22 protein-coding genes are annotated in these 25,497 nt (G+C 66.3%); 3 read left to right on the top strand and 19 right to left on the bottom strand.

All coding sequences use genetic code 11. The features are described 5' to 3' along the window. The first annotated feature begins 78 nt into the window (after positions 1-78). On the top strand, positions 79-3,417 hold the full coding sequence (locus JW897_RS20990) for a coiled-coil domain-containing protein (protein WP_205467505.1): 3,339 nt from the start codon (positions 79-81) through the stop codon (positions 3,415-3,417). A gap of 156 nt (positions 3,418-3,573) precedes the next feature. On the opposite strand, the gene JW897_RS20985 is transcribed toward JW897_RS20990, so the two are convergent. Then, positions 3,574-4,194: a VTT domain-containing protein gene (locus JW897_RS20985; RefSeq protein ID WP_048416090.1), complete on the bottom strand. Its 621-nt coding sequence runs from the start codon at positions 4,192-4,194 to the stop codon at positions 3,574-3,576. A 272-nt stretch (positions 4,195-4,466) separates the two neighbouring features. Between JW897_RS20985 and pdxR the strand changes: the two genes are divergently transcribed. Then, positions 4,467-5,924 (top strand): MocR-like pyridoxine biosynthesis transcription factor PdxR, encoded by a 1,458-nt coding sequence (pdxR, locus tag JW897_RS20980; RefSeq protein ID WP_197083143.1) that lies wholly within the window; start codon positions 4,467-4,469, stop codon positions 5,922-5,924. A 562-nt stretch (positions 5,925-6,486) separates the two neighbouring features. Here the strand turns inward: pdxR and JW897_RS20975 are convergent. The 15 genes from JW897_RS20975 to JW897_RS20905 form a co-directional block, all read right to left on the bottom strand. Continuing rightward, the gene (locus JW897_RS20975) at positions 6,487-6,879 is read right to left on the bottom strand and encodes a RidA family protein (RefSeq protein ID WP_048416091.1); all 393 of its coding nucleotides are present in this window, start codon (positions 6,877-6,879) and stop codon (positions 6,487-6,489) included. Then, on the bottom strand, positions 6,876-7,304 hold the full coding sequence (locus tag JW897_RS20970) for an acyl-CoA thioesterase (RefSeq protein WP_191186214.1): 429 nt from the start codon (positions 7,302-7,304) through the stop codon (positions 6,876-6,878). The genes JW897_RS20975 and JW897_RS20970 overlap by 4 nt, the downstream gene beginning before the upstream one ends. 48 nt (positions 7,305-7,352) lie before the next feature. After that, complete coding sequence (locus tag JW897_RS20965; RefSeq protein WP_205467504.1) at positions 7,353-7,961, bottom strand: anthranilate synthase component II; 609 nt, start codon at positions 7,959-7,961, stop codon at positions 7,353-7,355. Beyond that, positions 7,952-9,469, bottom strand: a complete 1,518-nt coding sequence (locus tag JW897_RS20960) for an anthranilate synthase component I family protein (RefSeq protein ID WP_205467503.1) — start codon at positions 9,467-9,469, stop codon at positions 7,952-7,954. Before JW897_RS20960 ends, JW897_RS20965 begins: the two co-directional genes overlap by 10 nt. Then, the gene (locus tag JW897_RS20955) at positions 9,463-12,228 is read right to left on the bottom strand and encodes a 3-deoxy-7-phosphoheptulonate synthase (RefSeq protein ID WP_205467502.1); all 2,766 of its coding nucleotides are present in this window, start codon (positions 12,226-12,228) and stop codon (positions 9,463-9,465) included. Before JW897_RS20955 ends, JW897_RS20960 begins: the two co-directional genes overlap by 7 nt. Before the next feature lie 113 nt (positions 12,229-12,341). Next, positions 12,342-13,541 (bottom strand): iron-containing redox enzyme family protein, encoded by a 1,200-nt coding sequence (locus JW897_RS20950; RefSeq protein WP_205467501.1) that lies wholly within the window; start codon positions 13,539-13,541, stop codon positions 12,342-12,344. Positions 13,542-13,617: 76 nt separating this feature from the next. Next, positions 13,618-14,799 carry an MFS transporter gene (locus tag JW897_RS20945; protein ID WP_205467500.1) on the bottom strand — a complete coding sequence of 394 codons (1,182 nt, stop codon included), beginning with the start codon at positions 14,797-14,799 and terminating at the stop codon, positions 13,618-13,620. Positions 14,800-14,821: 22 nt separating this feature from the next. Beyond that, a complete protein-coding gene (locus JW897_RS20940; RefSeq protein WP_205467499.1) occupies positions 14,822-15,889 on the bottom strand; it encodes a 2Fe-2S iron-sulfur cluster-binding protein in 1,068 nt (355 codons plus the stop codon). A gap of 10 nt (positions 15,890-15,899) precedes the next feature. Then, positions 15,900-16,421: a 1,2-phenylacetyl-CoA epoxidase subunit PaaD gene (paaD, locus tag JW897_RS20935; RefSeq protein WP_197083145.1), complete on the bottom strand. Its 522-nt coding sequence runs from the start codon at positions 16,419-16,421 to the stop codon at positions 15,900-15,902. Further along, entirely contained in the window at positions 16,418-17,188 is a 771-nt protein-coding gene (gene paaC, locus JW897_RS20930) for a 1,2-phenylacetyl-CoA epoxidase subunit PaaC (RefSeq protein ID WP_338030582.1), read from the bottom strand. The genes paaD and paaC overlap by 4 nt, the downstream gene beginning before the upstream one ends. Then, positions 17,185-17,466, bottom strand: coding sequence for a 1,2-phenylacetyl-CoA epoxidase subunit PaaB (gene paaB / locus JW897_RS20925; protein WP_019104274.1), 282 nt, complete (start codon positions 17,464-17,466; stop codon positions 17,185-17,187). The genes paaC and paaB overlap by 4 nt, the downstream gene beginning before the upstream one ends. Next, a complete protein-coding gene (gene paaA, locus JW897_RS20920) occupies positions 17,459-18,421 on the bottom strand; it encodes a 1,2-phenylacetyl-CoA epoxidase subunit PaaA (protein WP_048416096.1) in 963 nt (320 codons plus the stop codon). The genes paaB and paaA overlap by 8 nt, the downstream gene beginning before the upstream one ends. 3 nt (positions 18,422-18,424) lie before the next feature. Then, the gene (locus JW897_RS20915) at positions 18,425-20,167 is read right to left on the bottom strand and encodes a class I adenylate-forming enzyme family protein (RefSeq protein WP_205467498.1); all 1,743 of its coding nucleotides are present in this window, start codon (positions 20,165-20,167) and stop codon (positions 18,425-18,427) included. Positions 20,168-20,271: 104 nt separating this feature from the next. Continuing rightward, complete coding sequence (locus JW897_RS20910) at positions 20,272-20,703, bottom strand: carboxymuconolactone decarboxylase family protein (RefSeq protein ID WP_205467497.1); 432 nt, start codon at positions 20,701-20,703, stop codon at positions 20,272-20,274. A 64-nt stretch (positions 20,704-20,767) separates the two neighbouring features. Beyond that, the gene (locus JW897_RS20905; protein WP_205467496.1) at positions 20,768-21,208 is read right to left on the bottom strand and encodes a MauE/DoxX family redox-associated membrane protein; all 441 of its coding nucleotides are present in this window, start codon (positions 21,206-21,208) and stop codon (positions 20,768-20,770) included. 560 nt (positions 21,209-21,768) lie between these two features. On the opposite strand from JW897_RS20905, the gene JW897_RS20900 reads away from it, so the two are divergent. Further along, positions 21,769-22,503, top strand: a complete 735-nt coding sequence (locus JW897_RS20900; protein WP_205467495.1) for a glycoside hydrolase family 16 protein — start codon at positions 21,769-21,771, stop codon at positions 22,501-22,503. A 218-nt stretch (positions 22,504-22,721) separates the two neighbouring features. Here the strand turns inward: JW897_RS20900 and JW897_RS20895 are convergent, their stop codons facing one another. The 3 genes from JW897_RS20895 to JW897_RS20885 form a co-directional block, all read right to left on the bottom strand. Further along, a complete protein-coding gene (locus JW897_RS20895) occupies positions 22,722-23,516 on the bottom strand; it encodes an N-acetylmuramoyl-L-alanine amidase (RefSeq protein WP_200123101.1) in 795 nt (264 codons plus the stop codon). A 149-nt stretch (positions 23,517-23,665) separates the two neighbouring features. Continuing rightward, entirely contained in the window at positions 23,666-24,712 is a 1,047-nt protein-coding gene (locus tag JW897_RS20890) for an SEL1-like repeat protein (protein ID WP_205467494.1), read from the bottom strand. Then, positions 24,705-25,497: SEL1-like repeat protein (locus tag JW897_RS20885; RefSeq protein WP_205467493.1), on the bottom strand; the 793-nt coding region annotated here is incomplete at its 5' end. The genes JW897_RS20890 and JW897_RS20885, both read right to left, overlap by 8 nt.

Raw genomic sequence — 25,497 nt, 5'->3', positions numbered from 1 at the left:
TCGCCCGGCCTGCCACTCAGCCAATCCGCTGCCCTCAATTCAGCCTTGCCTCCCGCATGCCAATTTAAGGATCAAGCCATGCCCAGCCCCATTCACGCCAACCGAACCTCTTTCTCCCTGAACACGGCAACGGCCTCTCAACAGACACCGCTTCAGGTTGCCAGCGGCCCCCTGGCCAGCCGGCTGCGAGGCATCTCGGCACAAACTATTCAACCCGTGCTGCGACAAACGGTGCCGGAGAGCGCCAAAACACTGAGCGAACCCCAATGGCGGCAATACTCATCCCGCGTGGCGGAAAAACTGACGGGCATACAGCAAGCAGAAATGTCGCTAGGCCTGGCCTACATGATGAATATGAATGAAAACGCCGGCCAACTCCCCGGAGAGAAAGCCAAAGCGCTGGAGCAATTGCTGGCACGCAACAATCAGGCGGGTGGCGCAGCCAGCCAACGCTGGCGAGCGGATACTCAAAAAGAAATCGAGCTGCTCAAAGCCGCGGATGCCAAGAACAGCGCGGTGGGACATACCTCCATCGCCTACGCCAATCTGGACGACTCCGCCAATCCGGGCTATGTCCGGGCCTATATGGCGGTATACGCCAAATCCACCGGGGACAACTTCAAGGATGTCGGCCAAAATCCAGACGGCAGCCTGAACGCCAGCGGCAAAGCGTTATGGATAGGCTTCGGCACGCCCCACCGCGCCTTGGGCTATTTGATGAAGTACAAAATGGCGGGGGCGGAAAGCCCGCTGATTCGCAGCTTTCTGGTCGACAAGCAGTTTTTGGAACAACAGCTGGGCAAGACGGAATCCGAGCCGCTGCGCGCCAAGCAAAGCGCCGCTGAAAAAAAACAGGTGAGCGGACAACACCTGATGAATGTCGACACCAAAGAGTTCAACCAGTTCGAAGTCAAAACCACCGCCAGGCGCGAGCAGGTGGAAGTCTTGCAAATTCGCGACAAAAAAACCGGCGAGCTCGTTGAAAAAACCATCAAGAAATCCAAGGAAGGGGAATCCGAGCTTATTCAAAGTCTGCTCGCCCACGCCAAGCCAGGCTCTTTGGAAACGATTGGCTACTCCTCTGCGCAAGCACAACACAATGACGCCAAAGAAGGGGTCTTCATCGACATCGCCCGCTTCCACCAACAACTTGGATTTGACCCCGAGCATGGAGCGGTTGCATTCGGCGCGGATCATCTGCTCAATCTCAGCAAGGACAGCAAAGGCGACTGGGGCTTCGATACACCTACCGTTTTCCAAGACAAGGTTGTGCAATGGAAAAGCTTTTTCCACATGCTCGAATCGCTGGACGCCCCGGAAACCGCCGAGTTGCTGGCAGACCCCGCCATTAACGAACGCTTCCAGTCCATGCTGCGGGACGTACTGAGCGCCAACCGCCTGATGCCGGACGATATGAGCTTCGAGCCCGACGCGCCCAAGCAAAGCGATACCGAACAAGCGCGCGCCCAGCAACTGGCCCGCCCCTTAACTGCCGGCGCCCAGAAACTGCAACAGATCATCGCCAACGCGGAAACCCAGTCGCCATTACGGCAACTGGAGGCCATTAGCCGGAAAAACAGCTTTGGCCAATTCGAATTGAATCAGCAATTGCTTCGCAGCCTGAATTACAACCAGGCTTGGGACCGTCAACTTGGAGTCGAACTCAACGAAGCCTATCTGCAACTGCTGCAAGCCTTGGCCCAAGACCATGGGCAAACCGTGGCCGAGAAAACCGCCAAGCTGCTGCGCTCTCCCGACAATGGCAAACTCACTCTGGGCAAGCTGACTGGCTACTACCAGTCCGTGCTGGAGCACGGAAAGGCTCACCCGGAACTGCTGGATGCGCTCAAATCCTTGCTCAACACCATAGACAGCCAGGCCAGCCCCGCCACCATGGCCAAGCTGACCGCAAAGATCCAGAAGCAGTTGGACAAGATGCTGCGCGAGCGCGCCGGTCAGATGCCGGCCGCCCAAGCGCTCACCCTGAGCGCCATCAATGATCGATTGGAAAACATCAAGGAACGCGGCCTCGCGCTTGCAAGCCGACAAGCCGCCGCCGAAGCTCAACGCGAAGCCTTCCAACAGCAGCAGCAACAACGGTCGGCGCAGCTGCAGCAAGTGGCCAGCCATTACGGACTTGAAGTGCCCCGCTATATGCGCGATCAATTGAAACCCATCCACCTGGAACTGGCCGCCGCCCTGCACGCAGACTTCGAACGCCAAGCGGGGCAATTGCGCGCAAGTAGCCAAGATAAACAGAACATCGCTCTTGGGCACGCTCGGCAACTGGCACAGGGCTATAACGCCAACACTGAGGCCAAGCAAGCTCAGTTGACGCAGCTCCAGTCCCAACAGGACAAAGCAGGCCAAAAAACACTGAAGCAAGAATTGAAAGCCAACGCCAAAGCACTGGATGCGGTGCATAACGAGGCCTCTCGCATCAGCGGACAACACCGCCGCGAACTGGATTCCGCGCTCAGCGCTCTGACACGCGCCGGTAGGGAGCAATTAGCCAAGCAACTACTGGCCAGCGGCGTCTACCTGGAGCATCCCGCCGCGGAGAAAGCCGCGCTGGAACGCTGTCTGCAATCCGACGCCGCGCAACGCATCGTGGCCAAGGCGGTGGACGAAGCCAAGGACTTCAGCGGCCAGGTAAACAAGCACAAAGCCATTGAGCTGGCCAGCCGGCGACTGGTAGACCATGTGATGAGCGACAGCTTTTTCCGTGAAAAGATGAGCCAGATTGGACAAAGTTTCGCCAATCACGCGCAAGCGGCCCCGGAAGCCGGGGCCAGCGCAGCCGCCATCCCATCCTTGAGGCAGGCTCAATCCGCCGCAGGCAGCGAAGCCGAGCGGCAGGTGGCGGAAACCGCGCAGCAGCAAGTCAAACAGCAGGCCAAGACCGTGGCGGAAGAGCTGGCGCGCAAGCAAGCCGAAACTTCGGCCCGACAAGAGGCGGAACGCGTCGCCAAACAACAGGCGGAGCAGGCCGCTCAAGAACAGGCCGAGCGACGCGCGCGTGAACACGCTGAATCCGCGGCCCGCAAACAGGCCGAGCAAGCTGCGCGGGAGCAAGCGGAACGAGCCGCGCGCGAGCAGGCCGCCAGCGCGGCTCGCCAGCAGGCGGAACAAGCCGCGCGCCAACAGGCGGAAGCCGCCGCCAGACAGCAGGTGGAAGCGGCGGCGCGCGCCAGGGCGGAAGAATTATGGGTGCGCGATTTCAATCGCAAGATGGAACCGGCGGACACTAACTTGCTACACGCCCGCCTGGGCATGCTGAAAGACGAGCATGAAGAAATCCGCGTGAACAATGCTCTGGAAAATGCGCCAAGAGTGCCCAAAGCCAGCCCAGCCAGCGCGACCCGAGTCCGCCAGGCGGAAGCGCTAACGGCCGATGGCAAACCCCGCATTCTCTGACGCAAGCCTCAAGATCATTCCATGAACATCGCCGGCGGCGCGGACCTTGAATCCGCGCCGTTCGACGTCAAGGCCGGCAGCGCCGCGATCATGGCGCAGCCTGCTGCGCGTCGGCGAAATGGATAGAAACCGGAGTTGAAACCGTCTCCAAAACCTTCAGCCGGCCTGACGGCGGCTGCGCCGCCACTGCCACAAGGGCGGCAGCAAGAGCAGCGCGACCATGCCCAGCACCAGCCACAGCATATTGTCCTGCACCCATGGAATCGCCCCCAGCCAGTAGCCCATGGACAGCAGACCGCCGCACCAAATCACCGCGCCCAGCACGTTGTAACAGGCGAAGCGGCGCGGACACATGCCGGACAAGCCGGCCAGAAACGGCGCCACCGTGCGCACGATGGGCACGAAGCGGCCGATGGTGATGGTGGGCGCGCCGTAGCGGTCGAAAAAGACCTGGGTCTTGGCCAGGTGCTGGGGCTTGACCCAGCCGCGCCGGATCAGCGTCTGCCCCAGCGCGGAGCGGCCGATGCTGTAATTCAGCAAATCCCCCAGGATGGCCGCCAGCGTGATCAGCCCCATCGGCCACCACGGCGACACCCCCTGCGCGCCCAGCAAGGCGCCGGTGGCGAACAAGAGCCCGTCGCCGGGCAGGAAGGGCAGCACCACCAGGCCGGTTTCGCAAAACACGATGGCGGCCACGATCCATACCCCCAGCACCCAGTTCTGCGCCAACAAGGACATCAGATTCTCATCGCCGAACAACCAGCTCAGAAACCCCATGGTCAACACGCTTGCTCTCCTCGCTCCAGTGAATTCTACGGCTCTAGCTGTTGACCGCCGCGCCGGGCGGATGTTTCCAGGCCCATGGCCGCTTCGCCGGAATCTTAATTTGACATAGGCATATTGTTTTGTTTTTAATGATGACAGCAAATGTCAGAATTGATTCTGCAACGGCTATCGACTTTCAAACTAAACCGCTTTTAGGAAGCCGCCATGCCTCAGTTGCCGCAAGCCCCCTTCTTATCCTCCTGTCCGCGCGCGGGAGCGCCGACGTGAGCGCCGGCCTGGCCGCCCCGGAACTCTCCAGCCAGGACGACGCGCTGCCGCTGTACCGCCAAGTGTATCAACGCTTCATCCAGGCCATCAGCCAGGGCAGCCTGACGCCGGGCCAGCGGGTGCCGTCCATCCGCGCGCTGGCCAGCGAGCTGCAAGTGTCGCGCAATACCGTGGAACTGGCTTACGAATTATTGATAGGCGAAGGTTATCTGGAGGCGCGCGGCCAGGCCGGCACCGTGGTGTCGCCGCGGCTGGCGGACGTGCGCATGCAGCAGCCGCGCCCGTCGGACGCGCCGGCGCCGCGCCCGGCCGGCCTGTCGCTGTTCGACTCCGCCTCGGACTGGCAACCCTTGCCCTATCAGCTGGGCTTGCCGGCGCTGGACCTGTTCCCGCGCAAGCTGTGGGCCAGCCTGAACACCCGCCAGCTGCGGCTGCAAAACCGTTTCCTGTCCTACCCGCAACCGGCCGGCTACGGGCCGCTGCGCGAGGCCATCGCCGCCTATCTGCACCTGTCGCGCGGGCTGGACTGCTCGCCGCAGCAGGTGTTCATCACCGCCGGCTACCGCGGCGCGCTGAACCTGATCGGCCGCACCCTGCTGCGGCCGCTGGACCAGGTGTGGATAGAAGACCCCTGCTTCCCGCCCAGCCGCCACCTGATGGCGGAAATGGGCGCGGAGCTGGTGCCGGTGCCGGTGGACCGGGACGGCATGCAGGTGGCTGCCGCCAAGGAGAGGGCGCCGCACGCCCGTTTCGCGCTGGTGACCCCGGCGCATCAAAGCCCGCTGGGGGTGTCGCTGTCGCTGGTGCGGCGCCTGGAGCTGCTGGCCTGGGCCGAGCACAACAACGCCTTCATCATCGAAGACGATTACGACAGCGAATACCGCTACGACGGCCGCCCGCAGCCGGCGCTGGCCAGCCTGGGAGCCAACGACAACGTGCTCTACGTCGGCAGCTTCAGCAAGGTGCTGAGCCCGGCGCTGCGCCTGGCCTATCTGGTGGTGCCCAAGCCCTTGCTGGCGCGCTTCAACGCCGCCTGCCACACCTGGCACGACGGCTGCCCGCTGTTGAACCAGGGGGTGGTGGTGGATTTCATGCAGGAAGGCCACTTCATCCGCCATCTGCGCAAGATGCGCTCCGCCTACGCGCAGCGCCGCGAGCTGGTGATCGCCAGCCTGCGCCACGAGTTCGGCGACAGAATGAGCTTCGACGTGCCGGCCTGCGGCCTGCATCTGCTGGCGAGGCTGGATCGCTCGGAAGACGACATCGCCCTGGCGCAGCGCGCCAAGCGCGAGCGCTTCGGCATCGCCGCGTTGTCGGCGCGGGCGCTGGAGGCGGATTGCGGCAAGGGCCTGTTGTTCGGCTTCGCCAACGTCGCCACGCCGGAACAGGCCGCGCAGCAGGCGCGGAATCTGCGCCTGTGCCTGGAAGGCCGATTGTTGCCGCCAGGAGGCTGAGGGCGAGCTCTCTTGCCTGTCGCCGGCGGGTTTGGCGGGTATCGCCTGACGGCTCACCCCCCCTACAAATCCACATCTCGTAGGGTGGGTGGAGCGTAGCGATACCCACGCGGAAACGCGATGGGATCAATGCTTGGGCCTTGGCTGCGGGGTTTGGTGGGTATCGCCTACGGCTCCACCCACCCTACCAATCCGCCTACCGTAGGGTGGGTGGAGCGCAGCGATACCCACGCGGAAACGCGATGGGATCTATGCTTGGGCCTTGGCGGCGGGGTTTTGTGGGTATCGCCTACGGCTCCTCCCACCCTACCAATCCGCCTGCCGTAGGGTGCGGTGGAGCGTAGCGATACCCACGCGGAAACGCGATGGGATTGAACTTTGGGCTTGGATGGCGGGGTTTGGTGGGTATCGCCTACGGCTCCACCCACCCTACAAATCCACATCTCGTAGGGTGGGTGGAGCGCAGCGATAGCCACGCGTAAGCCCAGCGGGATTGATTCTTGGGTTTCGATCGCGAGGTTTGGCGGGTATCGCCTATCGGCTCCGCCCGGCTTGGCAAGCCTCAATCCGGAATCACCGCCGTCGCTTCGATCTGCACCTTGGCGCCCGGCACCATCAGGGACGCCACCTGGAACGCGCTCATCACCGGGAAATGGCCGATCAATTCCCGGTAGGCGCGGCCCACTTCCCGGGCCTCGGCGAAATAGGCGTCGCGGTCGGACACATACCAGGTCAGCCGCACCAGATGCTCCGGCTTGGCGCCGGCCTCGGCCAGGACCGCCACGATGTTCTTCAGGATCTGGATCGCCTGCTCGGCGTAGCCCGGCCCCACCAGCTTTTCCTCCGCGTCCCAGCCCAGCTGGCCGGAGGTGAACACCATGGTGCCGCGCGCGGCGATGCCGTTGGCGTAGCCGCGCGGGCGCGCCCATTCCGGCGGTTGCAGAATTTGCATCATGCCGTCGCCTCCTCCAGCAAGCCGCTCAAGGCGGCACGCACGTCGGCCGGCGCGTCGATGGCGGCGCCGCTGTCCAGCGAGATGTGCACCAGCACCTGGCGGCAGCGCAGCCGCAGTTCGCCGTTGGCGTGGCCTTCCATGTCCAGGGTCAGCGAGCTGCCGCCCAGCCGCGCCACGCGCAGTTGCAGCGTCAGCTGCTCGCCCTGGCGCGACGGGCGCAGGAATTCGCAGTCCAGCTTGACGATGGGCAGGCCCAGCCGGCGCGGGCCGATGAAGTCGGCGAAGCTGATGCCCAGGCCTTCGGTGAACCAGTCTTCCACCAGCCAGTTGCTCAGCACCAGATATTGCGGGAAGTAAACGATGCCGGCCGGATCGCAGTGGGAGAAGCGGATCGGGTAGGCCTTGGAAAAATGGGGATCTTGCATCTTGTCGCTTTCTTGGCGGGGGCGGCCGCGGCCGCCCCCTTGCATGTGTCAGACCAGCTCGGTTTCCGCTTGCGCGGCGCGCTCGGCCAGCCGCAGATAATTGCCCAGCATGCTGAGCCCCTGTTCGGTCAGCACCGATTCCGGGTGGAATTGCAGGCCGTGAATCGGCAGGCTGCGGTGGCGCAGCGCCATGATTTCGCCCCGGCCGCCGTCGGCGCGCAGCGCCCAGGCTGTGGCCACCAGCTCGTCCGGCAGCGCGTCCGCCACCAGCGAGTGATAGCGCGCCACCTTGAGGCCGTCGGCCAGGCCTTCGAACAGGCCCTCGCCGTCGTGATGGATGCGCGACACTTTGCCGTGCAGCACTTCGTCGGCGCGACGCACCTGCGCGCCGAAGGCGGCGGCGATGCACTGGTGGCCCAGGCAGATGCCGAGGATGGGCAGGCGACCGGCGAAGCGGCGGATCGCCGCCAGCGACACCCCGGCCTCGGCGGGCGAACAGGGTCCGGGCGAGACGATCAGCGAGCGCGGCCGCAACGCTTCTATCTCCTCCAGGCCGATCTCGTCGTTGCGCCGCACCATGATGTCCGCGCCCAGCATGCCCAGGTACTGCACCACGTTGTAGGTGAAGGAATCGTAGTTATCGATCATCAAATGCATGCCGCCTCCTCTTGCCGCGCCGCCGCGGCCAGCTTGGCCGCCAGCAGCATCAGCCGGCTTTTTTCCAGGGTTTCCTGCCATTCGCGCTCGGCCAGCGAGTCCTGCACCACGCCGGCGCCGGCCTGCACGTGCAGCTGGCCGCCTTGCAGCACGCCGGTGCGGATGGTGATGGCCTGGTCGGCGTTGCCGCGCCAGCCGATGTAGCCGATGGAGCCGCCGTAGACCCCGCGCGAATGCGGCTCCAGCTCGGCGATCACCTCCAGCGCCCTCACCTTGGACGCGCCGCTGAGGGTGCCGGCCGGGAAGGTGCTCTTGAGCACGTCCAACGCCTGCGCCTGTTGCGGCAGCTTGCCGGACACGGTGGAGACGATGTGCATGACGTGGGAAAAGTTCTCCACGGTCAGCAACTCGTCCACCTGCACGCTGCCCAGCTCGGCCAGCCGGCCCAGATCGTTGCGCGCCAGGTCCACCAGCATCATGTGTTCGGCGATTTCCTTGGGATCGGCCAGCAGTTCGCGGCGCAGGTCCTGGTCTTCCGCCGCGTCCGCGCCGCGGCGGCGGGTGCCGGCCATCGGGCGGCTGGTCACGCGCTCGTCTTGCTGACGGAACAGCATTTCCGGCGAGGCGCCGACGATCTGGGCGTCGCCCAGATTGAGCAGGTAGCGGTAAGGCGTGTCGCCCAGGCCGGACAAGGCCCGGTACAGCGTGGGCGCGTCGGCGGCGAAGGGCTGGCTCATGCGCTGGGACAGCACCACCTGCATCACGTCGCCGGCGGCGATGTAGTCCTTGATCCGGCCCACCGCCCGCTGGAAGTCCTCGCGCGAAAAAGCGTGATTCAGCGCGGGGTCCGCCGCCGCGTCCGCGGCGAACGCCGGCGGCGGCTCCGGCGGTTCCGCCAACAGCGCGCGGGTGCGCTCGCACAGCTCCCGCAAGCGCCGCTGGCCGCGCGCGTAAGCGGCCGTCGCCTCGGTGGATTCGTGGACGATGCAATAGACGCTGGCCTGCTGGTGGTCCAGCACCAGCAAGTCCAGGCTCAGCCATTGCAGCGCGTCCGGCAGCGCCAGCCCTGACGGTTTGCGCGGCTGGCGGCGCAGCCGCGGCTCGATCAAACGGGTGGTTTCAAAGCCGAAGTAGCCGAACAGGCCGCCGGAGAACGGCGGCAAGGCGCTGAAGTGCGGCGCGCTCCAGCCTTGCCGCAGCCTGGCCAGCTCCGCCATCGGGTCCTCGCACTCCAGTTCGCGCAGCAGCTGGCCGTCGCGCCAATGGCGCAGCCGGCCTTCGTCCAGTTCCACCCGCTCGCGGCAGGGCAGGCCGATCACCGAATAGGCGCGCTGGAACTCGCCGTCGCTCCAGTGGCCGGTTTCAAACAGATAGTCCCTGCCCTGGTTGGCCAGCGCCTGGTACAACACCAGCGGGTCCGTGCCCGCCGGCAGCGGCAGGGTCTGCCACAGCGGCGCCAGGCTGAAGCCGTGGTCGCCGTAACGCAGAAACGCCTCTTCGCTCAGCATACTTTTTCCTCCTTGCGCTCCGCCTGTTCCCGGGCGGCCAGTTGCGCCATCGCGCGCCGGTCCGGCTTGCCGTTCTTGTTCAGCGGAATCTCCGCCAGCGCCAACACCAGCGCCGGGCGCTTATAGCTTTCCAGATGGGCTTCCAGCGTGGCGTGCACCAGGCGCACCAGCGCCTCGCTGTCGTCGCCGGCGCGCAGGATCAACGCCGGGCGGGCTTCGCCGTCGCGGTCCGGCGCGGCCACCACGTAGGCGTCGCCCAGTTCCGGCAACAGCGCGGCCAGCAAGTTTTCGATTTCCACCGGCACCACCCAGCGGCCGAATACCTTGAAGCGGTCGTCCTCGCGGCCGTGGAAACTCAGATAGCCGTGCTCGTCGCGGCTGAACAGGTCGCCGGTGCGATACCAGCCGTCCTGGAAACGCTCCTGCTCTTCCTGCGGACGCCGCCAGTAGCCCAGCGCGCGGCTGGGCGCCTTGACCAGCAGCACCCCGCATTCGCCGGCCGGCGCGTCCCGGCCGTCGGCGTCGACGATGCGCGCCTCCCAGCCCGGCAACATGCGGCCGACGCTGCCGGAGCGCAGCGCGTCCGGGTAGCTGGTGGCGAACACATGGCACATTTCGGTGGCGCCGATGCCGTCGTGCAGATCGAAGCCGAAGCGTTGCCGCCAGCGCCGCGCCAAGGGGGCGGACAGCGGAGCGCCGGCGGAGAAGGCCAGCCGGATCGCCACGTCGGACGGCTCCAGGCCGTGTTCCAGCAGCAGCCGGTACAGGGTGGGCACGGCGAACAGCACGGTGGGGCGGAACTGGCGCAGCACGCCGGCCACCCGTTCGGCCGACGGCCAGGCGCCGTCCAGCACCCCGCAAGCGCCCAGGTAGAGCGGGAAGAACAGGCTGTTGCCCATGCCGTAGCCAAAGAAGGATTTGGGCACCGAGTACAGCACGTCGTCCACGCCCAGCCGCAGCTGGCCGGCGGCGAAGTGCGAGCACACCGCCAGCATGGAGCGGGCGCTGTGCACCACGCCCTTGGCCTGGCCGGTGCTGCCGGAGGTGTACTGGATCAGCGCCGGCGCGTCTTCCGGCTGCCGCGCGAAATCGTCCCAATCGTCGTCGGCGCTGTCGCCGGCCAGCCATTCCAGATGAGCGCCGGCGTCCAGCAGCCGCAGCTTGGCCGCGGCCGGCCACACCGCGATCTGCGAGGACTGGCCCAGGCACAACGCCGGGGCGGCGTCGGCCAGCAGGTGGTGCAGCGAGGCGGCGTCCAGCCGCGGATTGGCCACCACCGGCAAAGCGCCCACCGCCAGCGCGGCGTAGAAGGCCACCGCCAGCTCCGGGCCGTCGTCCAGCGCGATCAGCACGCGCTCGCCGGCGGCCACGCCCTCGCCTTGCAGCCAGGCGGCCTGGCGGCGCAGCGCGCGGTTGAGCTGGCGGTAGCTGAGGCTGAAGCCGGGGCCGACGAAGCAGAGCCGGTCGCTGTCCGGCCGGCTGGCGGCCAGGCGCTCGGCCAGATTGATCAGCGGTTCCGGGACGGCGGCGTCCGGCGCCGGCCGCGCCGCAGCGCCGGAGGGCTGGGTCAGCGCGGCGATCAAGCGATCGGTCAGGGCCAGCGCCTGACGCGGGTTGAGGCGCGGATCGCAACTGCTGTGGTAGGCGCGGCCCAGGTCTTCCTCGGCCAGCGCGTCCGGCCCGCCCAGGCATTCGGTGACGTCCTGGGCGCTCAATTCCAGGTGCACGCCGCCGGCGTGGCTGCCGCAGTCGCGGTGGGCGGCGAGGAAGGCTTCCACCTCGGCCAGGATGTCTTCATAGCGCCGGGTCTTCACGCCGTTGGCGGCCTGCACCCCGTTGCCGTGCATCGGGTCGCACAGCCACAGCACCTGGCGGCCTTCGGCGCTCACCGCGTCCAGCAGCTCCGGCAGGCGCTGGATGTTAGCCGCGCCGAAGCGGGTGATCAGGGTCAGCCGGCCGGCTTCGTTGTCCGGGTTCAGCGCGTCGATCAGGCGCAGCAACTCGTCGCGCGCCATGCCGGGGCCCACTTTGACGCCGACGGGGTTGTTCACGCCGCGCAGGAATTCCACGTGCGCGCCGTCCAGCTGGCGGGTGCGTTCGCCCACCCACAGGAAGTGGCCGGAGCCGCAATACCAGTCGCCGCGCTCGTCCTGCTGCAGCTGGGCCTGTTCATAGGGCAGCAGCAGCGCTTCGTGGCTGACGTAGTAGCCGCTGTCGCGCGGCGCGGCCTCGCGGTCCAGGCCGCGCAGATAGTTGAGGCTGGCGGCGGCGTGGAAGTAGGCGGATTCCAGCCGCTGCGGGTCGTGGGCGCGCGCGGCGGCGGCGAATTCCACGCCGTTGATGATGTCGCCGCGATAGCTGGGCAGGCTCAAGCCGCCCAGCGCTTCTTGCGGCTGGCTGCGCGGCTTGGCGTACTGGCCGGCGATGCGGCCGATGCGCAGCACCGGGCGTTGCAGCGCCTGGCCCAGGTCCGCGGCCATGCGTTCCAGCAGGCGATAGTGGCCGCCCAGCACCTCCGGCCGCAGGCCGGCGAAGCGCTCGGCGCAGTCGCCGGCCTGGATGACGAAGCCCTCGCCGCGCGCCACCCCGGCCAGCGCGGCGCGCAGCCGGCGGATTTCGGCGGAGGGCACCAGGTTGGGATAGGCGCTCAGACGCGACAGCACGGCGCGCAGCGCGGCGCCGTCGTCGTAATCGGGCATTTGCGTGTGCGGTTTCGCCTGCCAGCTGCTTGGGCTCCAGGCTTTGGATAGTGTCAGCATCGTGATCTCGTTTTATCGGGTGCTGATTGGGAAAACCTCGCCCGGCAAGAGCCGCTTGCGCCGGGCAAGGCTGCGGGCCGGGCCGCCCGGTGGGCAGGCGGTCCGGCCGGGGCTCAGGCGCTCAGTTCTTCGCGCAGCGCGATGCCGCCCAGGTTCTGCAACAAGGGCGCGTTCTCGCAGGCCAGGTAGACGCACTCCTCCGCGCCGGTGTTGACGTGCTGGTGCTCGGCCCAGACCGGCACGTAGATGGCGTCGCCGGCGCGCCACGGCACTTGGCGGTCGCCGATGCGGGAATAGCCCTGGCCTTGGGTAACGTAGATCACCGTCTCGTAGTTGTGGCGGTGCAGACGGGTGGCCTCGCCCTCTTCCAGCCGGCCTATGGTCAGGCTGATGGTGCGGCTGGGCAGGTCGACGATGTGCACCTTGTGCTTGCGCTCGGAGGAGAAGGCCTGGTCGCCGCCCTGGCTGGCCGCCATCACCTGCTGGTGGCTCAGCCGCTCCGGCAGTTGGGCCTGCAACTGGCTGGGCACGCGCCAGAAATCGGCGGAGGAGAAGTGGCCGGCCGGGGCCGCGGCCGGCGCGGCGGCCGGCTGCGCCTGGCAATGCGCCCAGATGGCGTCGAACATCGCCACGCGGCGGGCGATCAGCTCGCGGCCCACGGCGATGGCCTGCTCGCGGCGCGCGTCCTGGTCCAGGGTCAGGCGCTGCATGATGGCCAGCATGGTCAGCGCGTGGTCCTCGTCTTCCTCGATGTGCAGGCTGAAGAACTCGGTGGCGTCCTCGCCGAAGCCGTGGTGCTGCAGCGCTTGCAGGATGGGGCGGTAGATCAGCGGCACGATGGCTTCAGCGCCCAGGCACATCGCGGCCAGGCCGGCCAGCGCGTCCGGGGACTGGCAGTGGCCCATCATAGTGTCCACCATCGCCAGGGTCTGCGGCAGCGGCGCGTGCGAGGCCGGGGACGCGCCCACCACGCGCAGGGTGCGCTGGAACATTTCGGCGTGGGTGATGCTGCTGCCGCCGTCCACGCCCATTTCCTCGCGCATGTTTTCCATCAGCGCCATCACGTCGGCCGGGTCGCTCAACTGGCCCATCAGCGCGCACAGATAGCGGGTGAAGTGGCGCGAGTAATGGCTGTGCTGGATCAGCAGGGTGCGCACGGTGGCCAGGCTGGCCTCCTTGCGCTCCAGCGCTTGCAGCAGCGGGTGTTCCACCAGGCCTTGCAGGTCTTCCTCTTTCAGCCAGTCTGCCCAGATCAGGCTCATTCCTGCGATCAACGGGGTCTTGCTGCCGCTTTTTTCCAACAATGCTTCCATATCCATCTCCCAATCGAAGTGTGCGGTTCGCGGCGCGGAAAGCGCCGCGGCGTCCAGGTGTTGCGGTGTTGCGAAATCAGGCCCGGGCAAAGCGCAGCGCCGGGTTGCGCCAGCTCAGGAACAGCAGCCCGGCGGCGGCGCAGGCCGCCGGGAACAGATACATGCCGGCCCAGCCCAGCCGGTGGATGGCGATGCCGCCCAGCCAGGAGCCGAGCGCGGCGCCGAAGAAGAAAACCGTCATGAACAGGCTGTTCAGCCGCGAGGCGGCGGCCGGATCTATGCCCAGCACCCGGCCCTGGGCGATGGTCTGCACCGAACGCACGCCCAGATCGGTCACCATCAGGAAGGCCACGATCATCAGCACCTGGCTGCCCAGCCAGACGCCGGCCAGCGAGGTGGCGGCGATGCCGACGCCCAGCAGCGCGATCACGCCGTGCCAGTCCAGCCGGCGCTGCAGCCATTGCGCCAGCCACGGCGCGCGCAGCGCGGCGATGGAGGTGAAGGCCAGCAGGCCGGTCTGGCCGGCGTTCCAGTTCAGGGTGGCGTGGGTCAGCGAGGACAGATTGGCCCAGATGCCGTTGGAGGCGGCGAAGAAGCAGGCGGCCACCAGCGCCAGCCGGCGCAGCTCCGGCAGCTTCAGCCACAGCGCGCCCTGCTGGCCCAGCATGCGGCCGTAGCGCAGCTGGCCGGCCAGCGGCACCTCGCCGATGCAGCCGCGCAGCGCCAGGCCGATGACGAAGGTCAGGGCGCCCACCACCAGGTAGATGCCGCGCCAGCCGATGTGCTCACCGCCCCAGCCGGCCAGCACCCGCGCCAGCAGCAGGCCGGCGAACAAGGAAGTGAGCAGGCTGCCCACCGCCCGCCCGCGCTGCTCCGCCGCCAGCGCCTTGGCGCTGTAGGCCAGCAGCAGCTGGCCGCCGATGGACAGCAGGCCGGCCAGGCCGCACAACAGCACCATCAGCCACGGCGACGGGGCGATGCCCACCAGCAGCAGCACCGCGCCCAGCGCCAGCATGGTGGCGGGGATCAGCCGGCGCGGCGCGATCATGTCGCCCAGCGGCAGACCCAGAATCAGGCCGGCGCCGTAGCCGAACTGAGTGGCCACCGACAACCCCCACAGCGAGTCCGCGGACAGGCCGAAGGAGACGGCGATCAGCTGCGTCATCGATTGGTGGTAGACCACCGCCGCCACGGAAAACCCGGTGGCCAGGCAATAGAGGGTCAGCGCCCAGCGGGACAGGGCGTTTTGAGTCGTCATGATGTGTGTCCTCAGGCGCGGATCAGTCGAATGACAGCGCCAGTGTTGAAGTCAGCGGGCGGCTGCGGCAGCTGAGCACATAACCGGCGGCCACCTCCTCGGGCGCCAATGCGTGCGGCGCCTCCATGTCCACTTCGCCGGCCAGCACCTGGCAGCGGCAGGTGGCGCAAACGCCGGCCTTGCAGGAATAGCGCGGCGTGACGCCGGCTTGCAGCAGCGCGTCCAGCAGGTTGTCCACCGGCGCGCCCAGTTCCACCTGGCGCTGCATGCCGTCCATCCTCACCGTCACCCGCACCCGTTCCGGGCTGTCCGCCAACGCGCGCTCGGCGCGGGCCGGACCGGCGGCCGGGGCCGCGGCGTAGTGTTCGCTGCGGACGCGTTCCGGCGGCAGGCCGCTCTCGCTCAGCGCCTGGCTCACCGCCGCCATCATGCCGGCCGGGCCGCAGACGTAGGCGTGGTCGATGGAGGCCGCCGGCAGGCAGCCGCGCAGCAGCGCCAGGCAGCGTTCGCGGTCCAGCCGGCCGTTGAACAGCTCGATCTCCTGCTCTTCCGCGCTGAACAGATAGATCAGCGACAGCCGCGCCGGGTAACGGTCCTTCAGCGTGGCCAGCGTTTCGCGGAACTGCAGCGAGGCCAGGTTGCGGTTGCAGTAGACCAGGGTGAAGCGGCTGAGCGGCTCGCGCAGCAGCGTGGCCTGCAGGATGGACAGCACCGGGGTGATGCCGCTGCCGGCGGCGAAGCCGGCGTAGTGGCGAGCCGCTTCCGGCGCCGACGGCAGGCCGAAGCGGCCGGACGGCGGCAAGGCCTCCAGCATCGCGCCCGGCCCCAGGCTGTCGTGCGCCCATTGCGAGAAGCGGCCGCCGGCCACCCGCTTGATCGCCAGCTGCAGCTTGGGCGCATCCGGCGCGTTGCACAGCGAATAACTGCGGCGCACTTCCTCGCCGTCCAGCCAGGCGCGCAGGGTCAGATGCTGGCCCGGCTCGTGGCGGAAGCGGTCGCGGTGCTCCTCCGACGGCTCCAGCGTCAGCAGCAGACTGTCCGGCGTGTCACGCTGGATCTCGGTCAGCTGCAAGGGGTAAAACTGCGGCATGGCGGCTTCCTCATAAACTCTTGAAGTGCTCGAACGGATTGCGGCAGGCCTCGCACTGGTACAGCGATTTGCAGGCGGTGCCGCCGAATTCGCCCTGCGGGCGGGTGGCGTCGGAGCCGCAGCGCGGACAGGGCACCCGCGGCGCGGCGACGGCGACGAAGCTCAGCCGCTGCCAGCCCGGCTCCGCCGGCAAGGGCGGGGCGATGCCGGCGGCGCGCAGCTTGGAGCGGCCGCTCTCGCTGAGCCAGTCCGTGCTCCAGGCCGGGTGCAGCCGCGTTTCCAGCCGCACCGCCTCCACGCCGCGGTCTTGCAGGGTCTGGCGGATATTGCTGTCTATCTGCGCCTTGGCCGGGCAGCCGCTATAGGTGGGCGTCACCACCACGCGCAGCGCGTCGTCCTCCCAGCGCACGTCGCGCACGATGCCCAGGTCCACGATGGAGACATAGGGCATCTCCGGGTCCGGAATGCCGGCCAGCCATTCCCAGACGCGCTCGGTGCCGCTTTGCACCTCCTGGCCGTGCACCCGGCTCACCAGCCGGCTCCCGGGTGGGCGCGGCTCAGGAACTGCATTTCCATCAGCAGCGCCACCAGCGCCTCGCCGTGCGCGCCGCGCTTGCCGCCGCTGACGCCGGGCGCCGCGCGCGGCGGCTCCAGCGTGGCCGCGGCCAGCACTTCGTTGACGTAGACCAGCCATTCCGGATACAACGCGGCCAGGTCGCAACCCACGCCCTGGGCCAGCATCGCCTGCTCCAGTTCGTCCATCTCGAACAGCTCGCCCACGTAATGCCAGCAGCGCTCCAGCGCCAGCAGGCAGAATTCGCGGCTTTGCCGGCTGCCGTCGCCCAGCCTCACCACCCAGCCGCTGCTGCGGCGCAGGTGGTAAGTGGCCTCTTTCAGCGCCTTGGCGGCGATGGCGGCCACTTCCGCGTCCGCCGAATCCGACAGCTCGCGCAGCAGCAGGCAGTGCCAGCTGTCGAACAGGAACTGGCGCATCTGGGTGTCGGCGAAATTGCCGCGGGTCAGCTCCACCAGCAGCACGTTGCGGAAGGCCTGGGCGTCGCGGCCGTAGGCCAGATCGTCCTCGCTCTGCGCCGGCGTCAGCCCGCGGCCGGCGGCGTCCAGCCACAGCCGCGCCTGGCCCAGCAGGTCCAGCGCCACATTGCTCAGCGCCAGGTCTTCTTCCAGCGTGGGCGCGTGGCCGCACCATTCGCACAAGCGCTGCGACAGGATCAGCGCGTTGTCGCCCAGGCGCAGCAGGTATTCCGCGCGCAGGTTTTTCAATTCCGGATGCAGGGTCACAGGTGTTGCACTCCCTCTGGCACCTCGTAATAGGTGGCGTGGCGGAAACCCTTGTCCGCCGCGGTCTCGAACCACGGCGCGCGCTCCACCTCGCCGCTGCTCACCAGGTCTTCGGCGGCCACCAGCCACAGGCTGACGAACTCGCCGCGGCGGGTGAACACATCGCGCGCGTGCTGCAGCGCCATCGCCGCGTCGCTGGCCTGCACGCTGCCCACGTGGCGGTGCGCCACGCCGTTCTGGCTGCGCGCGAAAACTTCCCACAGCTTCCACTCATGCATCTCGTTCTCCTTGCGGCCGCGCCGCCAGCTTGGCGGCGTGGCAGGCGGCGGCTTCGCGCACCCAGGCGCCCTCGTCCCAGGACCGGCGGCGGCTGGCGATGCGTTCGCGGTTGCACAGGCCCTGGCCCCGAATCACCCGGTTGAATTCGTCCCAGTCGATGCGGCCGATCTCGTAATGGCCGGTGTCCGGGTTGAAGCGCAGATCCGGGTCCGGCACCGTCAGGCCCAGGTGCAGCACTTGCGGCACGGTCTGGTCGACGAACTTCTGGCGCAGGGTGTCGTTGGAATACAGCTTGACGCCCCAGCGCATCGAGCGCTGCGAGTGCACCGAATCCTCGTCCGGCGGGCCGAACACCATCACCGTCGGCCACCACCAGCGGTTGAGCGCGTCCTGCGCCATCCGCCGCTGCGCCGGCGTGCCCTCCGCCAGCCGCCGCACCAGATCAAAGCCCTGGCGGTGGTGGAAGCTCTCCTCCTGGCAGATGCGCACCATGGCGCGGGCGTAAGGGCCGTAGGAACAGCGCGACAAGGGCACCTGGTTGACGATGGCGGCGCCGTCGGTCAGCCAGCCAATCATGCCGACGTCGGCCCAGCTCAAGGCCGGATAATTGAAAATATTCAGATACTTGGCCTCGCCGGCCAGCAGCTGGCCGTAAGCCTGCTCCCGGCTCAGGCCCAGGCTCTCCAGCGCGCTGTACAGATACTGGGCGTGGCCGGCCTCGTCCTGCACCTTGGCCAGCAGGATGCATTTGCGGCTGAGGCTGGGCGCGCGGGTGATCCAGGCGCCCTCCGGCAGCATGCCCACGTATTCGGAATGGGCGTGCTGCGCCATCTGCCGCTGCAGGGTGCGGCGGTAGGCCGCCGGCATCCAGTCCTGCGGCTCTATCTTCTCGCCGCGGTCTATCCGCTGTTGAAACGCCTGCTCCAGCGCTTCCAGATCGTCCGTCGTCGCCATCCCTCAGCCCCTCAGGTAATCCAGCAGGCTCTGCGGCTCCGCCGCCGCCTCCGGCTGACGGTCCAGCGACTGGTTCCAGCGCAGCGCGCTGAATACGTCGCGCAGGCCGTCGTCGTAGTCGCGCTGCCAGCTCCAGAACTGCTCGCGCGCCACGCGCTTGAGCACCTTGCCGGTGGAGCCCACCGGCAGCGCGTAGCCGTCGCCCAGCACGCCCACGCACACGGTGTAGTCCGGCAGCGCGCCGCGGCCCTTGAACGGGAAGCAGTCCAGCGCCTGGCGCAGCACCTCGTCCGCGTCCAGCGTCGCGCCGGCCTTGCCGCGCGCCAGCACCAGCACCGCTTCTTCGCGCGTCGGCCCGCGCGAAACACCGATCACGCTGACGTCGAACAGGTCGGCATGGCTCAGCAAATGCTCTTCCAGCAGCAGGGTGTAGGCCGGCACGCCCAGCGGCGTCGGCACCGCGTCCACGATGCGGTCCAAGTGCACGAACTCGCCGTTGTCCAGGCGCAGGCCGATGTCGCCGGTCAGCCAGTAGCCGTTCAGCGTGGTCAGCGCGGTCAGGTGCGGCTGGCCGTAATAGCCCGGCGTCACCGTGGGCGAGCGCACGCCGATATAGCCCGGCTGGCCGTCCGGCAGCAGCTCGCCCTGCGGGGTGAGCACATCACAGCGCGCGTAGGACGCGGCCGCACCCACGGTGCGCTTGCTGGCCACCTGCTCCGGCGTGGACACCTTGAAGAACTGCGACATGCCCAGCTCGGACGCGCCGAACATATCGGTGAAGCGACCCCGCGGCGCCAGGCGCAGCAGCTGGCGGATATGCGCCTCGTGCGCGGTGTCGCCGGTGTTGTAATAGCGGCGCACCGAGTCGAAATAGCCGTCCGGCAGGTTCAGCTCGGCAAAGGAGGCGTAAGTCTGCGAGAACGCGGTGACGATGGTGGGCTGGAAGCTGGCGATCAGATTGGCCGCCACCTGGCCGGTTTGCGTCGCCAGCGCCAGCGCCGGCAATTGCAGCATGGTGGCCGTCATCAGATAGCTGATGCCGGCCGCGTGGGTGGGCGGCATCGCCGTGGCCAGCTTGTCCTCGTCTTGCTCGACGAAGCCGCGCAGGCGCTCGCGCTTGCCGTTGAAGAACTGCGCGTGGCCGAACAGCACCGCCTTGGGAATGCCGGTGGTGCCGGAACTGTGGCACACCATCACGATGTCCTCGTCCTTCACCGCAGCCGGCCAGCCGGAGGCCGGCAACGGCGCCAGCGCCACCGCCGCGCCGGCGTTGAAGCCCGCGTCCAGCGCGGTGAGGCCGCGCAGCGCGCCGGCCAGGTCCCAGCGCGCGTCGGTTTCCTTGTCGTAGACGAACACGTCGAAGCGGTTGCGCTGCGCGTACAGCGCCGCGATGTCGGCGCGCAGATGGCCGTTGATCAGCACCGGCACGCAGCCCAGGCTGCCCAGCGCCAGGAAGTGCAGGAAGGACGGAATGCCGTCGCCCAGGAACAAGCAGACATGCCGCCCGGCCTGGATGCCCTGCTGGCGGTACCAGGCCGCCAGATCGCTCACCAGATGGAACAGGCTGTCCAGGGAAAAGGACTGATAGGCGTTGCCGCGCGGGCCGATAAAAGGCTTTTCCAGGAACAGATAGTCTTCCCGGCTGCCGCCGTAGGCGGCGTGGGCCTTGAACAGGAAATTGCCGGCGCCCAGTTCCGGATCGTTGAACAGCGCGTCCCAGGCTTGCTTTTTAATCAGGTGGTCCATGTCGGTGTGTGTCTGCTGGCGTTGGTTAAACCCGCCGCTTGCGGCCAGGCGGGTGGGTGGACTGTCCGCGAGCCCGCTCCGCGAGCGGGCCCTGGCTCAGGCGCTTACTGGCGCATGCCGACGGCGAGACGGTTCATGCCGTTCATCAGCGCGATGGCGAAGGTCAGATCGGAAATCTCCTGATCGCTGAAATGCGCTTTCAGCGGCAGATAGGCGGCGTCGTCGGCGTGGCTGTCCACGACATAGGTCAGCGCCTCGGCCCATTCCAGCGCGGCCTTCTCGCGCTCGCTGAACTGGGTGCTGACGCGCCAGCCGGCCAGCTCCGCCAGGCGGCGGTCGCTTTCCTCGCGCTCGCGCAGCGCCTTGGAGTGCATGTTCAGGCAGAAGGAACAACCGTTGATCTGCGACACGCGCAGATAGATCAGCTCGATCAGCGGCAGGCCCAGCACGCTCTTTTCCAGGCCCTGCTTCACCAGGCGGAAGCCCTGCAGCAGTTCCGGGGACAATTCGTAATAAGCAAGACGCAAGCTACTCATGATCAACACTCCTAAATTTGGATAAGGACAGGAAGCGGGCGCGGCCCGGCCGCGCCCGGAAACTTCAGACGCGGCGCGCGCCCGGCGTCGGCTCCAGCGAACTGGCCAGATACACCAGCGCGGCGCAGGCGGCGCAGGTGAGCACGCTGAAATTCAGCGACAGCTTCAGGCTCTGGAACGCGGCCATGCTCAAGGCGAACACCAGCAGCAGCGCCGCGCTGATCCCGGCGGAGGCGCGCAATTGAACGCCCAGCAACAGGGTCACGCCCAGCACCGCCTCCAACGCGTTCACCGCCCAGGCCAATACCGGAATCAGGCCGGCCGGCGCCCACGGGCACAGCTTGGCCACATGGCGATAGAAGTTCTCCATCGTTCCCCAGGACACCCCCAGTTCGCCCATATGGCCCCAGAAGCCGAAGCGATCCGCCACCGCCGACAAGAACGCCGCCGCCAACGCGAACCGGGCCAACAGCAACACCGCCTTCCAGGCGCTTTCCTTTTGCATGCCTAAACCTCCCAATCGATATGGATGCCAACCAACGGCGGCGCGCCGCCACGTTATGCAATATGGATTGCACTGTAATAGACATACTCGATACGCATAAGGGACAAGAATGAATTTTCCGACCATGACAAAGCGCATGACGGAATTTGGAAATCGGAAAGACGGCGCGCGAATCGCCAGGCGGCAAGATACACAAGCCATTGAAAAGAAAACATAATTCACAGAAACAAGAACGCGTGGACCTGGGCCGCGCCAACGTCCAAGCCGCCGGGACATGACCCCGTCGCCGCCACGCCGGCATGACCCCGTCCGCGCCACCGCCTGTCCGGACGGACAGCCCCGCCTGGCAAAAACACCCTTTACCCGCCGCCGCCGCCGCGCTTAGAGTCTGTTTACGATCTAGCGAGCAAGAGCGAGACAAGGCGAAAACAGCTGAGGAAGCGGAATGCACAGATGGCACATGAGCATTTCGAAGCAGTTTTCAACGCGGTATCGCCGCAGTGCAGCAGATCGGAAACAGGCTCTTAAATGACAAGCTTATCCACAAGCAAAGGCAAACCATGCGCCGCCTCCTGCTCCCCCTCCTCGCCGCCGGCCTGACCCTGTCCGCCGCCGTCCAGGCCAAGACCCTGAATTTCTCCGGCTACGCCTGGGAAGTCCGCAATCAAAGCCAAAGCGGCCCCGGCCCCAACGACTGGGACGAAAACAACGCCTGGGTGGACGCCCAGGGCCGGCTCCACCTGAAGATCGCCCACCGCGGCGGCAAGTGGAGCAGCGCCGAAGTCTACCTGCCGCAGCGGCTGGGCTTTGGCCGCTACCAGTTCAAGCTGATAGGCCGGCCGGACCTGTTCGACGACAATATCGTGCTGGGCCTGTTCAACTACCCGACGCCGGACGTGGGCCCGGACGCCACCAATGAGATCGACATCGAATTCGCCCGCTGGGGCAATCGGCAAAATCCGATGGGCAACTACACCGTCTACCCGGCCATGCCCGGCCCCAAGCCCACCTCCTACGCCTTCGAACCGAATCTCAACGGCGACTACAGCACCCACCGCTTCAACTGGGACGCCAGCCGGGTGCTCTATCAATCGCTGCACGGCCATCAGGACGGCGACCTGTATGAAATGGCGCGCTGGAACTTCGCCCCGGCGGACCCCACGCGCCTGGTGCCGCAGCAGCCGCTGCCGCCTCACATCAATCTGTGGCTGTTCCAGGGACGGCCGCCCAAGGACGGCAAGGAAGTGGAGATCGTGATCAAGGAGTTTTCCTTCATCCCGGCCACCGCCAAATAAGACCCGCTAACAAAACCCCTGATCCTGCGTTGCGCCGACTTGTCGTACTATTTGTACTGTAGCTTCGCAGAAACTTCGTTTTCTGCGTCGGCGCGCCTTGGCTCAGGTACGCTGCGCGGTTTTGTTAGCGGCTCTTAGCGCGCAGCGGCGTTTCGCGAAGAGAGCGGCAATGAAAAACCCGGCCAGGCGGCCGGGTTTCGCGTTGCGGACAAACAGCGTCAAAGCTTGATCAGGGCCAAACGCTTGGGCCAATAACGCTCCAGCAAGGCAAACAGAATGGCCGCGGTCTCCACGTCCAGCGCGCCGCGGTAATCGCCGGCGCGGAAATGCATCTGGAAGGCGCGCACCAGGGCGGCGAAGCCGGCGTCGCCGCCCGCCGCCGCCACCTCGTAGCCGTAATGCTTGAACGCCTCCAGCATCTTCTCCCGGCCGGGCAAGCCCTGCTGCTGGAACTGCTCTGTGTATTTGCGCTGCGTCTCCGCCTCCGGCCAGGCGCCCACGCCGGCCTGATGCAGCTCCCGCCACGGGAACATCGGGCCCGGATCGCTCTTGCGGCCCACGGCGACGTCGGAATGGCCCAGCACGTTCACCGGGCTGATGTCCGGATAGCGCGCCAGAATGTTCCGCGCCAATTCCGTCACCGCCTCCATCTGCTGCGGGTGATAGGGCGGAAACACCATGCCGCCCTTGTCCTCCCGCGCCAGATTGACGATTTCCACGCCTATGGACGAATCGTTCAGATTGCTGCGGCCATCCCAGGAACTGGCGCCGGCATGCCAGGCGCGGTCGTTCTCGTCCACCAGATTGAACAGATTCATCTGCTTGAAGCCGGCCTGCAGATAGCTGGGATCGCAAGGATCCGGCGCCAGATAATGCGCGCTCACCTGACCGGAGCCGGTCAGGGCCTTGACGGAGCCGGCGAAGTCCAGCGCGGTGTAATGCAGGATCAGGAAACGAACGCGTTTGTTGAAGCCTTGGACCGAGCGATAGGTATTGAACAGGATGGGCGTCATGAAGAATCTCCAGGAGGGGGATGGGAAGGGATGCGCACCGGCCAGACAGCCGGCACATAGAGTCTGAGTCCTCCCGGACGCGGGGGTTCGGAGGGGGTGACGGGCGTCAGTTCAGCACAGGCGGGCCGCGTCCCGCTGCAAAACCAGCGTCAATCGCGTCGCCCGCCCAGCGGCCGCCCGGTCTTCGGGTCCAGACCCTTGGCCGCGGCTAGCTTACTCATCAAGGCTTCCGACGGTTTTTCCGGCGGCACATTGGCCTTGAACGCTTCCAACCACTTCAGCTTGCCGTCCCAGGCCGGCAGCGCGGCCGGCGGCAGCGGCACGATCTCGTCCAGCTCCAGCACTTTGGGATGGGCGTAGGAGTAGTCGCTAAGGACATCGCTAATGATTTTGTAGCGACGGCTACGCTCATCATCCTGCTTCATCCCCAGATCATTCCGTTGCCGGTTCGCATCAGTAATTGGGCCAAAACCTTTTTCCAAGCTGAAAACAGCAACCTCATTCCCCCACTTGGTTCCAAGTTGAAAAAACATGGCTGCCTCAGCGAATTTTTTCTCAAAAAACATCGGATTGGCATACTCAAGCGCAGCCTTCCCATGCCCCTGTTCCGCTGCACATTTTTTCATCTGATTACCAATAGCAAACGGTACAGGCTGCGATATCGTCAGCCCTGTCAACTTATCTCCCACCAAATACTGCGCATCCGGGCTGCCCAAGTCCGCCGCCTTGCGGTAGTAACGGTTGGCCAGTTCCTCATCCTGCTTCACACCGTAGCCGGCCTTCAGATAGCGTCCCATATCGTAGTAGCCGCCGGGAATGCCGCGGTCTATCAGCTCCTGGGTCAGGTCCAGCGTTTCCTTGACCGGGTCCTCACTGCGCGCCGTGCCCCGCCCTATCATGTCGCGCAGCTCCAGGTTGGCCTTGTAATGGCCGTGAGCGGTGGCAATGCGGTAATAACGCTCCATCTCCGGGAAACGCAGCGGGTCTTCCTTCTCGATCTGCTTCTTCTGCAACCAGCGGGCGTAGCGGTATAACTGCTCCGCCTCCGGGTTCAATGCCGGCAGATGGTCTTTCTCATATACACAGTTGAAGGCCAGCTTGGCTTCGACTGCTTTCAAGTCCGGTACTGCGCGTTCCTTGGCGCCGCAGGCGGCCAGAGCCCCCAACAGCGACAAGGCGTACAGCGTTTTAACCATGCTTGCCGTTCAACGGCCGTCCGGTCTTGGCATCCAGGCCCTTGGCCGCGGCCAACTGGCTCATCAAGGCTTCCGATGGCTTTTCCGGCGGCACATTGGCCTTGAACGCTTCCAGCCACTTCAGCTTGCCGTCCCAGGCCGGCAGCGCGGCCGGCGGCAGCGGTACGATCTCGTCCAGTTCCGGCACCTTGGGGTGGGCGTAGGAGTAGTCACTGAGAACATCGCTAATGATTTTGTAGCGACGGCTACGCTCATCATCCTGCTTCAGACCAAGACCGAACCTCTCTTGATTCGAATCTGCTATTGGACCAAAACCCTTTTGCAACTTGTAAGGAGCAGCCTCATCTCCCCATTTGGTCGCAAGTTGGAAAAATTTGACAGATTCTTCATTATTTTTTCCTGCTATTAGGTAGGCATACTCCTTTGCAGCCTTTCCATGCCCCTGCTCACCAGCACACTTCAGCATTTGGGTTCCAATAGCAAAGGGGCCTGGTTGCGCGATCGTCAAACCCGTCAGCTTGTCTCCCACCAGATACTGCGCATCCGGGCTGCCCAGGTCCGCCGCCTTGCGGTAGTAGCGGTTGGCCAGCTCCTCGTCCTGCTTCACGCCGTAACCGGCCTTCAGATAGCGCCCCATATCGTAGTAGCCGCCGGGAATGCCGCGGTCTATCAGTTCCTGGGTCAGGTCCAGCGTTTCCTTGACCGGGTCCTCACTGCGCGCTGTGCCCCGCCCTATCATGTCGCGCAAGTCCAGATTGGCCTTGTAATGGCCGTGAGCCGTGGCG

This window comes from Chromobacterium alkanivorans (assembly GCF_016937655.1).
Lineage (GTDB): Bacteria > Pseudomonadota > Gammaproteobacteria > Burkholderiales > Chromobacteriaceae > Chromobacterium > Chromobacterium alkanivorans.
The sequence above is the reverse complement of the archived record's forward strand: the minus strand, read 5'-3'. Positions and strand labels throughout refer to the sequence as shown.